This is a genomic window from Gilvirhabdus luticola, assembly GCF_040117515.1.
Taxonomy (GTDB): Bacteria; Bacteroidota; Bacteroidia; order Flavobacteriales; family Flavobacteriaceae; genus Gilvirhabdus; species Gilvirhabdus luticola.
In genome coordinates, this window is record NZ_JBEEEN010000004.1 from 188,573 (window position 1) to 202,740 (window position 14,168).

9 protein-coding genes are annotated in these 14,168 nt (G+C 32.1%); all 9 read right to left on the reverse strand.

The window, feature by feature from the left end; genetic code table 11:
* Nucleotide 1 precedes the first annotated feature (1 nt).
* The 9 genes from AAFP94_RS09090 to AAFP94_RS09130 all read right to left on the reverse strand — a co-directional run bounded on the left by AAFP94_RS09090 (nt 2) and on the right by AAFP94_RS09130 (nt 14,065).
* Nucleotides 2–1,270, reverse strand: coding sequence for an McrC family protein (locus AAFP94_RS09090; protein ID WP_316662300.1), 1,269 nt, complete (start codon nt 1,268–1,270; stop codon nt 2–4).
* On the reverse strand, nt 1,271–4,774 hold the full coding sequence (locus tag AAFP94_RS09095) for an AAA family ATPase (protein ID WP_316662302.1): 3,504 nt from the start codon (nt 4,772–4,774) through the stop codon (nt 1,271–1,273). It lies immediately after the preceding gene.
* A gap of 38 nt (nt 4,775–4,812) precedes the next feature.
* A complete protein-coding gene (locus AAFP94_RS09100) occupies nt 4,813–5,580 on the reverse strand; it encodes a hypothetical protein (protein ID WP_316662304.1) in 768 nt (255 codons plus the stop codon).
* Between the two features lie 180 nt (nt 5,581–5,760).
* Entirely contained in the window at nt 5,761–8,634 is a 2,874-nt protein-coding gene (locus tag AAFP94_RS09105) for a type I restriction endonuclease subunit R (protein WP_316662305.1), read from the reverse strand.
* Nucleotides 8,635–8,639: 5 nt separating this feature from the next.
* The gene (locus AAFP94_RS09110) at nt 8,640–9,545 is read right to left on the reverse strand and encodes a metallophosphoesterase (RefSeq protein WP_316662307.1); all 906 of its coding nucleotides are present in this window, start codon (nt 9,543–9,545) and stop codon (nt 8,640–8,642) included.
* Nucleotides 9,546–9,592: 47 nt separating this feature from the next.
* Nucleotides 9,593–10,336 carry an HNH endonuclease gene (locus AAFP94_RS09115; RefSeq protein WP_316662308.1) on the reverse strand — a complete coding sequence of 248 codons (744 nt, stop codon included), beginning with the start codon at nt 10,334–10,336 and terminating at the stop codon, nt 9,593–9,595.
* Entirely contained in the window at nt 10,329–11,516 is a 1,188-nt protein-coding gene (locus AAFP94_RS09120) for an AAA family ATPase (RefSeq protein ID WP_316662310.1), read from the reverse strand. Before AAFP94_RS09120 ends, AAFP94_RS09115 begins: the two co-directional genes overlap by 8 nt.
* Nucleotides 11,517–11,526: 10 nt before the next feature.
* Nucleotides 11,527–12,801, reverse strand: coding sequence for a restriction endonuclease subunit S (locus tag AAFP94_RS09125; protein WP_316662311.1), 1,275 nt, complete (start codon nt 12,799–12,801; stop codon nt 11,527–11,529).
* Nucleotide 12,802: 1 nt separating this feature from the next.
* Nucleotides 12,803–14,065, reverse strand: a complete 1,263-nt coding sequence (locus tag AAFP94_RS09130; RefSeq protein ID WP_316662312.1) for a restriction endonuclease subunit S — start codon at nt 14,063–14,065, stop codon at nt 12,803–12,805.
* Nucleotides 14,066–14,168 lie beyond the last annotated feature (103 nt).

Below are 14,168 nucleotides of genomic sequence, written 5' to 3' on the forward strand. Positions count from 1 at the left end.
ATTATAGAATTTCTTCTTTGATATTTAACTCTAACAAACTTAAAATTTCATTTCCTAAATTTGGATTGAGAACCTTTTCTTTCATCACCTTTATAAATCCCAGTTTACACTTATTCTCACCATCTCTACCTTTATGAAATGACCCATAGGATGTTACTTCTGGATTTGAGGATGGATATAATAACATACTTTTGGAAGAGTTCCAATACATGTTGTAGGCGAACATTTGTTTTAAGTCGTCATCACCCGGTTTTTTAGGATCAATCACTTTCCATTTAGTGTCAATAACAAACGTTTCTTTATCGCCTTCATCATTTGTTTTGGTTAAAACAATATCTGGTTTGATACGTTTGTTTTCCCAGAATTTATCACTGTTTTGAAACCTTACTTTTAATCTATCATCTTGATTTTTTGCTAATACTCTATAAACGTATTCCTCCCAAAGCTTATTCATATCAAATAGCAAAGCCAACATATTTTCGTCACCACCTTTGATATCTGGAGAATAATTGAGCAGAATCATTTTAGAAATTTTCAGAGCTTCATCGTATTTAGTTGATTTACGATTGGCTACCAAACTATCAAAATGACCCTTATTTATTTCTTTCTCTTTGATCTCCGGAAAGTTCCCTAATGTTCTAATTATATTATCTGACAAGGATGTATTATTGGTAATTGTCTGTAACACTAAAAGTGCTTTGTATAAAATTTGATTAATCAAATGATCATAATCGTAAACTTGATGCGTAGTAAAAAAGCGCTCTTTATGAATGAGATTACTCTGTATGTTTTTCCCAAAATCGAGACGACCTTTAAGTGCATTTAAATTACCGTTGTTCTTTCGGTACTTCTTTATAAGACCATGTTCCAATAGGTAATTAACTTCTTGTAGAAATAATTCAAAATACAAATCAAGTAATGAATGATTTCGCTTCCTTAAAGAGGCTTTACTCACTGAATCTACTCGAATCTTCTTACATTTTGCAAGCATTTTAAGCAATGCATCATGCCAATTCTTTTTTTCATCTTCTGTGCTCTTTTGCTTATCAGCTTTTGGAAGAATTTCTATCGTAATATTTCCGATCTGAATAACACCTACAAAATGTTTGAATTTAACACCATTGCGAATGCCATCAAAATAGATATTATTGTTTACATCGTTATACTGCCAGAGTTTATTTATAACCTTTTCACCAAGTTCTTTACCTTCCGAACATTTGGAACGTATGGTTAACTTTTCATATTCAAAAACTCTGATTAAGCGACTCATTTAAATCATGTTAAAATCCCAATTTTTTGAAGGACTAATTTTATAAACAGATCTTTCCTTTAAGTCTGAAGACACATCAGAATCGTAGCCTTCAAATTTTGCAAATTCAAACGCTTCTGAATCATCTTTAGTCACAAAACTATCACCAAGAACCAATCCTATCTTCCCATAATCGCCAAAGAAATATTCTTCTAATAATGGTATTACTTCGTTTTCAAAACACTTTTTCAAAGAAGGTAAATCATTAACTTTTAAGAAATAGGAATGCCCTATTTTATGATCCTTATCAATAAGTTTCTCAATTCTATTATTGATAGTTATTAATAAATCTTTCAAATTAATTCCATCAACAAGGCCATTTACTTTTCCTGAACTACCTTCAGTTAAAATTAGCTCTGGTTTAGGAGGTTTTTCATCAAAAGAAAAACGTCTTCTTAAAGCTGTGTCTAATGCTTCTATGCTTCTATCTGCGGTATTCATTGTACCGACTATATAAACGTTGTGAGGCACTTTAAATGGATCTTTAGAGTATGGTAACGTTACTTCTAATTCTTCTGTGCCTCCAGCACGTTTATCCTTCTCAATTAATGTGATGAGTTCTCCAAAAATAGAAGACACATTACCACGATTAATTTCATCTATTATTAACACATAATCCTTTACTTTTTTAGATTCAGGTTCAATTAGTTGACCATGATTAACAAAAAAGTCTTTCTTTAACCCTTGTTCGTCTAATTTGTATAATGTTTGTTGACTAAACCCTCTATTGTACAACTCTTCAACAGGAATATTTTCGTCTTTAAAAAGCCATTCGACTTTTCTAAAGTGACTATATCTAATCGGGGCATTCGCATCAAATTCATATTCTCCAGTGACTTTACCCAGTGCTCTAACAAACTTATTACCATTACTTATTATTACATAGCTCCCAACTTTGAGGTAGTATATAAAATAGTTTAAAGGTTGTGCATGACTTTCTCCCAACTCTTCTGTATCTAAACAAAAGTCTTTGATTTCACTTTCGCTCATTCCAGTAAAATCAAGACCTCCACCAAAACCAATAGCTATATAATTATTGTCTCTACAATACTCATAAATTTCTTTGTCTTCTGATTTATTTGAATCTCCCAGTGATAGTTTGTAAAAAATAGCTTTGTTGAATTGCTCTTCACTCCAAGACAATTTACCTTCCTTTTTCATTTTTACTGCACTAATACTACTATCTGCCAATTGACATATTTTTTTAAATACACCATCCTCAATCTCATAAAAAACTTCTTTGTTTTCGTTTGTTTTAGGTTTAATTCCCTCAACAAAATCTTCATAACTAAAAGATTGATGAAAAGTGCAAAATGCAATTTGACCATTAGTATTATCCCAATTTTTGATTAAGAGTTCTTTAAATCTTTTATTTAAAGCATTTCGATTTTTTTTATTTTCTGCATAAAAATCGGGGGCTACAATTTTTAAGGCTTCGTTAACCGTGTTAAATGTTTTTCCTGTACCTGGAGGACCAAATAAAATTTTATTTAAAACTGCATTGTTTTCTTTCATTTTTTCAGTTTTAATGAATTGCGATCTAAATGATTTATCAAATACTGCTCGTTCAAACTCCGGATTGTTAAACTTTTTATAACCCGATAGTGTTGAACGACTTAATTCTTGCGTTATAGCCTCAAAACAAGAGGCTCTATTTATATTTAATTCCTTCTTATCGCTAAATTTTGTATGATAATGTTGTAATGGTCCGTCAAAAGATTCATAATCATCACCCAATTTCTCTGCTGTCATTATCCAAAACTTTTTACCTTTTGAATGTTTTAAACGCCAAACAAATCGTTGACCGATAGTTAAATTTAAATACCTATAACCACATGTATAAACAACCCTTTCATCTCCCTGTTTTAAACTTAAATGATTTACTATTTCATCTAAAAAATTGAAATAAAATAAAAGCTCATCATTACTGAAAGCATTAATTGAAGCAATAAAATCATTATCACCATTTTGATTATAATCTGATTCTTGATCTTGATTCAAAAAATCGATGTATAATTTTACAGCAGCGGAATAAAACCCACCTTCACCATAGGATTTCGCTTTGGCGTAATAGTATTTTCCATTTGTATCCTTTTGGTTAAGCTTTAAATCTTCGTATAGATCGTTTAATACTTCTATATCCTCCTCCTCATATACTGCTATTTCAAAATGGTTTATTAAAATATTAATAGCTCTTAAATAAGAACTTATCATCCCACTATTCGTAGTCTTTTGGGCTCTTAACCATTTCTCAAATTCTTTAGTTTTATCATTTTCAATGCCATAGGCATTCCAAACTCTTATTGAATACTCGAAAAAATCTTCATCCTTTGGTTTTTGATTTAGAATTAATTGATTTAAATCTGAAATTGATTCCGATTCTGGTAACTCCAAGCCCAAGCCCAAGACTACACGTTTTAAACCATACTTATTAAACATGTTAATAATATTGAAATCACCATACAAAAAAGCAATCTTCCATTTTACAGCATCTCCTAAATCTATTTCGTCAATCTCTTTGAGCTTATTTTGTTGGCTATAAGCAGCAATATTTATTATGTTTTTTCTAATATTTTCAAAGACCTCATCCTTTGTATCTCCATATTTCCCATACCAAGCATATTCACCATCAGATTTTCTTCTTTTATTGTAATTATCAGATTCTAATTCTCTTCTCTTATAAATGCCAAACTTATATGCAGAACCACCCCAAATACTCCCTAAATCACTTGTAATAGCTTCAAGCCAATAACAAAAAGAGGTTTCTTTATCTAAATTGGTATATTCTTCTAATGTCATTGATTTTAACCTATCAATTGGCCACTCCTTTAGGAATGCATTTTTTAAATCATATAGCTTCTGAATGTCTTTGCTTATTTTAGAATTTCCATTTCTCAATTTCTCATCTAAAAATTCAAAATAATTTTTTTTACCGAGAACAGCTCTTGGTAAATGCCTCATTGTTCTTTCACTAAATTCTAAAAAGGGACTTGAATTTTTTACATATAATTCGTTATTTAAAAAGGATTTAATCCCTTTAAGATTATTCGCATCAAATATGTCAATATCGAAGAATTTATTATATCTGTTTAATTCCTGTTCTAACTTTTTTGCATCATTGTTATAATAGTTAACTCTTGGATTGTCTATTAACCAATTTACAAACTCATTTTTTATGTTTTTCATACTGATTGATTGAGATGTTAGTTTTCTATCAATTTTAAAGCCTAAACTTTCCAATAACTGAAAAGCTGGAGTATTTTCACCACCTTTAAATGAATCTCTTGGGAGAATCTTACCATTAGCATACTTATTGGCCAAGCTAACCACTAATTTAGGCGGGTATCGCTTATTGTTATAAACCACGTCATAAGTTGATGAGTGAGCACCTTTTACAATACCATGTTGATCAATTTCTTTAATGGCTTGAATAATATGTTCTCTATTTACTTGATCGAAAAGCATTGTTATTAAATTTTATAAACTTATAAGCATAAATTATTTCATTTATAAAACTCTTGTTTTACAAATTTTTTAGCTCCGAGTTGTCCTTCATCAATTAAAAAATACAAATCAATAACTGAAGGTCTTATATTTTTATAAACTGAATATTCTTGAATTGTCCGAACTGTTTGGATAAGATTTTTTTCTCCGGTTTCTTTTTCAACAATTCCAATTTTCTTGGCTACTTTCATTACAACTAAATCAGGCTTTACGCAATCATATCCCATATCAAGTAATAAGTGTAATAATGAAGTTGTTGAACGAAAAAAAGGAACTTTATTAACTTCCATTACTTTCCTCAACTTATTAAACCCAATCCAAAATCTATCAATATCTTTTTCTGTTTTTATACTTTTCGGTATCTCTGTTTTCGTTAAAAGTATTCTGAAAGATCCAATATTCTTTATTTTCCTTGCTAAACTTACAATGTGAAATAATTTTGCCTGCTGTCTAATCCCTCCAATTTTATTCCAATACTTATCAGCCAAATCACAAGGGTTCATTTTACATATTTTATTAATGTCAAAATCGTCAAATATTTCTTTGAATATCCCAGAATTAATTATTTGTTCTACAAGTTTAGAGTTAGCATTCTGACTATATGCAATTAAAGTTATAAAAATTTCAACAATCTCATTTTCTGATAGTTCTTTAGAAACCTTTCGGTCATTTCTTAATTTGATTTCTTTTGAAAAAATAGGCTCAACTTTATACATGTCTATTTTCTCAATGATATTGTCAATATGTTGAAAAATTTCGTTTTTCATCTCTCATAAATCATAAGTTGATGAGTGAGCACCTGGTTCGATACCTTGCTAATCAATTTCTTCTATGGCTTTTAGTATATGTTCTCTATTTACTTTATCAAATAACATAATCCTAAATTAGTCTGATAATATATAAATAATAATAATTGAGAAATTACGTATTTCCGTATTTAAAGATCTTTAACCAACCATTCCATGAATAAATATCTCAACAAATTGCTTCATTTTATCAAGAATGCGTTCTCCTATTTCACGTGCTTTTAAAATGCTAGGGCGATTATCTAAACATTTAAAAACCTCATCTCTAATTGGTTCTTGACCACTAAAAATATAAGCGTCTACTAACGCCTTAAATTGAGCTTTGTCTAGATTTTCTTCATCACATAGTTTACCGAGCGCTAATACCTTTTCATCCTGCCAATACTGTTCAAATTCATCTTCAATAGCATCCACATCACTTATAAGTGGTAGATTCTCTTCAATAAATTTTTCAATAAGCTCACGCTTGCTTCTAAGTGTAATATCCCCTCCTAATAAATCCATAATTGCTTTTTTCTGTGCTTTAGCATCCGATGTTTTAGCCTCTTTAAGTTGCGCTAAAAGTTTTAGTATATAAGCAACATTGATTACATCACGATGAATGAGTTCTAACTCAAAATCAATATCATCAAGTATCGAAGTCTTTTGTTTGGTTGTATCCTGTTTTATACGGTCGTATAAGTCAAGATATTTACTTTTATAATCTTCATACTCTTGCTCGTCAATTGTGAGATCTTCCCAATCGAAATCTGTATAAGATTGTAAAACATTTATATTTCGCATTAACCTCCTAAATGCTTGCACAAACTTTGCGTCTTCCTCTTCGCTTGGCAAATCGTCAACACTCTGATAGGTTGGCGCAATGGCTCGTAGGTTTTTAAGTGCTTCATCAAACTTTAATGCAATTGCCTCGTATGGTGGCATAATAACCGTTTCGATAGCCTCCTTATTTGAAAATAAAGTAATAGCATCGTCAGTAGCCTTCTTAAGATTTCTGAATGCCATAATATTTCCTTGTGATTTCTGCTCACCTAATATTCTATTAGTACGAGAGAACGCCTGTATTAATCCATGCTGTCTTAAATTCTTGTCTACGTATAGGGTATTTACCTTTTTAGCGTCAAAACCTGTAAGCAGCATATTAACTACAAGAACAATATCTAATCTATCTTTTTCATCATTAAAAGTAGCTTTCTCACGCTCTTTTAATCGCTTGCTTATGTCTTTGAAGTAATTCTCAAATTGTTGTGTATCTTTAGTTGAGAAACTAGTATTATACATGCGATTGTAATCGCCAATAAATTCTTCAAGTTTATCTCTGGTATGACTTGACATATACTTCCCTTTAGATTCTGCTGCCATAGTTAACTCATCACCTGGTAAATAGCCTTGGGCATCTTCGTCTTCTTCATTAGCACCATAAGTAAATATAGTAGCGATACGTAAATTATGAAGCCCTTCTTCTTTCTTCTTCTGAAAGAGCTCGTAATACTTTATCACATTATCAATACTACTCACCGCAAATATGGCAGAATAGTCTTTATTAAAGGTTTTTTGATTGTGATAGGCTATGATATAATCTACAATTTTATCTAATCGCTTCGGGGAGTCAAAAACTTCTTTTTTGTCAATATCCTCAACTTCAATGTCTATAAAGGTGTTGCTTTTGTTTTTGTATTTACCAACATACTCAATCCCAAATTTGAGTACGTTTTGGTCTCTAATAGCATCCGTGATGACATATTTATGAAGGCAATTCCCAAACAAATCTTTGGTGGTGCGTTTACCTAATTCGTTTTTAGAGGCATTGTCTGCAAATATGGGTGTTCCCGTAAAGCCAAAGAGTTGACTATTAGCAAAGAATTCAGTGATTCTGCCGTGGGTTTCTCCAAATTGAGAACGGTGACATTCATCAAAAATGAAAACCAGTTTTTTGTTTTGTAAATGTGCTAATCGATTTTCATAATGTGCTTTTGAGACCGCATTGTTTAATTTTTGGATGGTGGTCAAAACCAATTTGGTATCATCAGTTAATTGTTTAACAAGCGAATGTGTATTATCGGTTACATCAACAGAATCTTTTTTAAATGCATTGAACTCCTTCATGGTTTGGTAATCCAAGTCTTTGCGATCTACTACAAACACTACTTTGTGAACGCCTGGTAAATCCATGACCACTTGGCTCGCTTTAAACGAAGTCAAGGTTTTTCCTGAACCGGTAGTATGCCATATATAGCCATTATCGTTGGAGGTTGATACTTGCTTAATAATTGCCTCAGACGCATAGTATTGATACGGGCGCAAAATCATCATGTTTTTATATGCCTCATTCATAACCACATATTGAGCGATCATTTTACCTAAATGATCTGGGTTTAAAAATGCTGAAGCAAATTGAGTAAGCCCTGTAATATTTTTATTGTGAACATCTGCCCAGAAGAATGTTTGCTTAACCGATTGCAACTTATTATTTGCAAGGTATTTGGTGTTTACTCCGTTGCTAATCACAAACAGTTGAACGTATTGAAATAAGCCATGATTTGACCAAAAAGAATGCCGTTGGTAGCGATTTATTTGGTTAAAAGCTTCCTTTATCTCGACACCTCTTCGTTTTAGTTCAATTTGCACAAGTGGTAAACCATTGACTAATAAGGTAATATCATACCGATTTTTATAGCTACCTTCTTGTGTAACCTGATTGGTAACTTGAAACAGGTTGTTGTTCCAGTTATCTGAATCAAAGAAGCGCACATAGACAACATTTCCATTGTCTCGAGCAAAACTGAAGCGGTCTCGGAGTGTTTTGGCTTTTTCAAACACATTGCCTTTAGCCAAATGATTGAGAATACCATCAAACTCTTTATCAGTAAAGATGTCGGCATTAAATGCCTCAAGTTGCCCTTTTAAATTAGACACCAAAGCAGCACCATCATGCACTTTAACAAATGCATACCCTTGTTCAACCAATTGTTTGATCAAGTTATTTTCTAATATGGCTTCTGGTTGCTTACTCATAATTATCAACTAATTGCTGGAACATAACAAAAATTTGCTTGGTCTAATATTCGCTCACCATTCCATCTATATGCCACAAGATTGCCTGATTTGGCTACACTAAAGTCTAAACAACACACATTTTTTGACATTAAAATTGGTTTATTGTTTTTTAACCAATAATGACCAAAGAATACAGGAACCTCAGATTCTTTATAACCCGAATTTGCTATTGGGGCGCTTTTGGCATGTTTAGGGAACTCAAATAAAGAGTCCTTGCACTCCAAATTATTGCCTTTAAGCCACCACTTTATACGATATGAATAGCGTTTATTATTATCTTTATCGAAGAATGGCACATCAGGAACATCTACTTCTTCGCCTTTTAGCAAACACTCCATTGCTTCATACTCTTTTGAAGTTTTATCAGCTGATTTAAAAAGAAATTTTTGATTACTGCAGTCAAAAACATCGAGACTTTTTAAATAGCTAATATGTTCAGGTTTCCATTGTGCATGAACCACTCTAAAATTCTCATTTTCAAACCAAATAGGCAATGTTTTAAACCATTCCACATACTCCGACAGCTCATCACCCATATCAGAAATTGTTCTTTCATGTTGTCCCGTATTTTTACTTGTATGAGGTCTTAAAAAGGTCCCATCCTGAAGTTGAGTCCAATAACAAATAGCATTATATTCATGATTACCAATTGTAGTGTAAGCGGCTCCATTGTTTATCATTGGGCGAACAATCTCTAAAACTTTTTTAATTTGTGGACCTCGGTCAATAAAATCCCCCACAAAAAATACTTTCCGTTTAGGGTGCTGATAGTATCCATGTTGCAGCGAATAACCTAATTCCCCTTCCAACAATTCAACAAGCTCATCTGCGTGGCCGTGAATATCTCCAATAAAATCTATTTCGTTCATAGTCTTCTTTTAAACATGAATAATATGGCTTCTGGTTGTTTAGTCATTTATCTTCTTTCAAGTATAATTTCTAAAGAGGAATTATGCATTAATTCAAACTCATCGTTCCATAAACCTAATACTTCCATCGAATCTTTTATCTCTTGATAAACTTCATTTGAATGTAATATTGTTGCACATGTCGCTGAATAGTCACTATCTGGTTGACATTCCAATAGCATTCTTTTAAATGAATTCAAAAATTTATTCCTTCGTTGAGTAAGATTATTTTCAATAAATAAATCCTGCTTTTCTTTACAGGTATCAATCAAATCTTCAAGTTTTTCACCAATTTCAAACCGTTCAATTACTGCTTTTGTTTGGTCATTAAGGTTAATAACTCCTTCAGTATCTTTTCCTTTTTGGGTTTTACCCTTTATTCTATATCGCCTTATAAAAAATTCATTTTGAGGGTTATCTATGAACGGATTAACAATTGGTGTTGCAATTACATCGTGAGTACCTTTCGCTCCATTACATCTCTTGCAGGATGGCAATAAGTTATCCCATTCTAGAACTTTAATGGAATTATTAGCTTTGTCTTCAAAATGCTCAACTTCAACATATATTGGTCCAACCTGCAATTTGCATTCACAATATGCGCATTTGTATCTACTCATTTCCAATAATGCCTCCTTGAGCCAATCTACATTCCAAACATTAGTACCATTTGTTTGAAATTGTATCGTTCCGTCTCTAACAAAATCTGGTGTTAGTTTTATTGGGGTAAATGTTCTGGTTAATTTAATCATGGGCTCTATCATCATTTACTCCAGCAAGTTGAAATTTTAAAAGCTTTCTTACTGGGTTATTAGGGTGCAACATAATGTTTAATTCATTATATGTGTTTTGTGCTGTTTCTAAATTATCATTATCAATTGCACTAGAAAACGAATCCATTAGTTCTGTAAAAATTTGAGTTCTCAAATCCTCCATTCCCATAACATCAATTAATACTTCTTCAATTGTCCAACCTTGAAAGCCAAATTCTGTTTCAGGTAATTCTCTTTCTATCACTTTATTATTATCTCTTTCTAAAGCTATAATTTGATCAGGTTTTGCTGATTGAATAATATGTGGGCTGTGAGTAGATACAAAAAATTGAGCATTTGGAAAAGTAGTCTCTAAAATACTAATCACCTTCGACTGCCATTCCGGGTGCAAATGCAATTCAATCTCATCTATGACAATTATTCCGTTAAAATCTTGTGCATTTATTTGAGGGTCAGTAAACCTGAATTCAATTTCCTTTATTATACCAAAAACTACTGCAATAATTGATTTGAATCCGGCTGATAAATATTCATAATAGATTTCTCCATTTGGTGTGTTAATCAATATATCATTAGTAGAAGAATCCACACGACTAAATGTGAATTCTGGATTTAATAATGAAAAACATCTTTTTGCAAGGCTAAAGTTGTTTTTTTGTTCCGGTGTTAACCCTTGACCTTCAGAATGAGGTTCAAACATATAACGCCTTACAAACCAATTTTTTACATTGGTTATATTTATACCATTAATTGCATCATTCCATAATTTAGAATCATCCTTTTGTTCATCCCTTTCTATATTCTGCAAATTAGTATATGGAAATAGTCTTTGTGTTTTTAATGTTAAGATTCCACTACTTTCAACATGAGCACCTACAATTCTTGCATTAGTATCCGGTTTGAACGTGTTAAAGGTTACTTCTTGAGTTTTGGTTTCTCCATCGACATCAAAAGTGAAAGAGACTTTACTTGAATCGGCATTAGCATTAGTCTTTAGAATTGAAGTTCTCCCATTAGCAAAAATGTGACTTATCACCTCTAAAACTGTTGTTTTACCTATTCCATTAGGTCCACATAATATATTTATTTTGTCATTTGGTGTTATTTCCAATTCTTCAATGCCTGCAACTCCTTCTATTTTAATCTTCGTTAGTTCCATAATTTATTATTTATACAAACATTTGCTGTAACAGCCCTTTTTTAAAGGTTTGGGTTTTGATTATTTGATTATTTATTACTTCTATTTTGGTATCGATACTCGATAAGTAGGTAGCGATTTTTTGTTGTTCTTCTTTTTGAGGTATATCAACTTTTAATTTCATTAACTCAACTTTAGACATGTTATATCTAGTACTTCCTTGAGCAAGAGGAATGATTTTTCTTCTAAAAATCTCACTTCTTAATAGAAACTGTAAAAATTGTGGAACAAGTAATTCAATATTATTTGGACGATAACCAAAACAAAAGCTATTCAAGTATAGCTCTTCAATTTTATCTAATAAAACTGAAGCTGTTCCAATTTCCTTAGGGGTCTCTGAAGATGTCGTGAAAAAAGCATCTCCAAATTGTGCTCTGCTTTGCTTTTCATTCTCATTTAATTTTACAAAGCCGAATTCATCAGGATTAATTTTTGAACCCCTGAAAATTTGCATGTATTGGATATATGGTTTTCCTTCTCCGAAATCCTCTTTAGTCTTTCCAGTTAAACCGTTAAATGTTTTTCCAATCTCCCCCAATCGTTTCTCCTCCCAATCTGGGTAGGGATTTCCGTGTTCGTCTTTGAAGCGGAGTTTTTGTGAGAAGAGTTGTTGCATGACGCCTTTTTTGTATTGCTCCAACAATGCCTTCTTTTTAGTAAGCTGCTGTATTTTTTCATCTACTGCACTTAAAAAGGAAGCTATTTTTTGTTGTTCGGGGAGGGTCGGATATGAAAACTTAAAGTTTCTAAGTTTTGTTAAAGTGATTCTAGTTATAGCTTGACCAGCAATAGATGCTAATATTTCTCTCTGTCCCATAGGACCTGCAATACATTGATAAATAAAATCATTTAATGCCAATGATTTATTTCCTCTTATAAAAGCTACACTTGACAATAAACTGAACTCTTCATCTAATGTATTCATACAAACTGTCCCAGTAGCAGAGCCGTCTTTAGTTAGAAGGATATCATTTAACTGAACATTACATCTTTTGTATATATCTCTATGGGCTTCATCACTTAAATATGGCACATCCGATATTTCCATATAACCATTTCGAATGTTTCTTGACGTTATGTATTTATAATTTCCAGTTTCTAAGAGTTGTGGTGAAAAATGTGTTCCATCCTGAATTTTATCTGAAACTTCTTCCAATTTTAATTTCTCCCACTCCTCTTCAAACTCTTTGAAGCGGAGTTGAGGAACTAACTTTTTAGTGGCGATATATTCTTTTGTCTCTTGCATATTATGCGGCTACAAACATCTGTTGCAACAGCCCTTTTTTAAAGGTTTGCGTTTGAGTTATTTGATTATTTACTGCTTCTATTTTGGTATCGATACTCGATAAGTAGGTAGCGATTTTTTGTTGTTCTTCTTTTTGAGGTATATCAACTTTTAATTTCATTAACTCAACTTTAGACATGTTATATCTAGTACTTCCTTGAGCAAGAGGAATGATTTTTCTTCTAAAAATCTCACTTCTTAATAGAAACTGTAAAAATTGTGGAACAAGTAATTCAATATTATTTGGACGATAACCAAAACAAAAGCTATTCAAGTATAGCTCTTCAATTTTATCTAATAAAACTGAAGCTGTTCCAATTTCCTTAGGGGTCTCTGAAGATGTCGTGAAAAAAGCATCTCCAAATTGTGCTCTGCTTTGCTTTTCATTCTCATTTAATTTTACAAAGCCGAATTCATCAGGATTAATTTTTGAACCCCTGAAAATTTGCATGTATTGGATATATGGTTTTCCTTCTCCGAAATCCTCTTTAGTCTTTCCAGTTAAACCGTTAAATGTTTTTCCAATCTCCCCCAATCGTTTCTCCTCCCAATCTGGGTAGGGATTTCCGTTTTCGTCTTTGAAGCGGAGCTGGCCAGAGAAGAGTTGTTGCATTACGCCTTTTTTGTATTGCTCCAGCAATTCCTTCTTTTTGGTGAGCTGCTGTATTTTTTCATCTACCGCACTTAAAAAGGAGGCGATTTTTTGTTGTTCGGTGAGGGATGGAATTAAAGTTTTTAACTTTAGTATTTCCTTTTTGCTAATCTCCAAAAATGTCGAACCTGAAGCTCTTTTTAAAAATAAATTCTTATGCTTAATTATCCAATTATATAAGAATTCATTGTCGTTATCTTCATTAACAATAAATGATTGAAAACCTTGATTTGTACAAACTTCTCTCAAAGCTATACTAATATCTCCAACAGTCGCTCTACTTGAAAACAATAACGTTCCTTTTGGTAATAGTTTTGCTGAAGATTTTTTTAATCCTAAATCAGTTATAGTTCTTTTACTTTCTGAAACATATTTTGATTTTAATTCAGTTGGAGTAAACCATTGATGTTTACCATTCCAATATGATTCATTAACCGTTTCTGGTGTGCCACCACCAACTATTTCAGAAGTGTCTCCAAGTGTTACTATACTCCATTCTCCATCAAACTCTTTGAATCGTAATGCGGGAACGAGTTGCTTTTCGGTTTCGATATGTGTTAAAGTGTTACTCATAGTTGCACGAAGGATAGAACGGTGTGTTTGAGCTCATTTTGCTTTTTTGCAAAATAGCGAGTAGTGATAGCCTGACCCTCTGGGGCGTGCCCAAATAATATGC

Excerpts from the sequence above, each read along its gene's own strand:
- AAFP94_RS09115 (WP_316662308.1), bottom strand. The coding sequence starts at position 10,336 with ATGATTAAATTAACCAGAACATTTACCCCAATAAAACTAACACCAGAT.
- AAFP94_RS09105 (WP_316662305.1), bottom strand. The coding sequence starts at position 8,634 with ATGAGTAAGCAACCAGAAGCCATATTAGAAAATAACTTGATCAAACAA.
- AAFP94_RS09090 (WP_316662300.1), bottom strand. The coding sequence starts at position 1,270 with ATGAGTCGCTTAATCAGAGTTTTTGAATATGAAAAGTTAACCATACGT.
- AAFP94_RS09125 (WP_316662311.1), bottom strand. The coding sequence starts at position 12,801 with ATGCAAGAGACAAAAGAATATATCGCCACTAAAAAGTTAGTTCCTCAA.
- AAFP94_RS09110 (WP_316662307.1), bottom strand. The coding sequence starts at position 9,545 with ATGAACGAAATAGATTTTATTGGAGATATTCACGGCCACGCAGATGAG.
- AAFP94_RS09100 (WP_316662304.1), bottom strand. The coding sequence starts at position 5,580 with ATGAAAAACGAAATTTTTCAACATATTGACAATATCATTGAGAAAATA.
- AAFP94_RS09095 (WP_316662302.1), bottom strand. The coding sequence starts at position 4,774 with ATGCTTTTCGATCAAGTAAATAGAGAACATATTATTCAAGCCATTAAA.
- AAFP94_RS09120 (WP_316662310.1), bottom strand. The coding sequence starts at position 11,516 with ATGGAACTAACGAAGATTAAAATAGAAGGAGTTGCAGGCATTGAAGAA.
- AAFP94_RS09130 (WP_316662312.1), bottom strand. The coding sequence starts at position 14,065 with ATGAGTAACACTTTAACACATATCGAAACCGAAAAGCAACTCGTTCCC.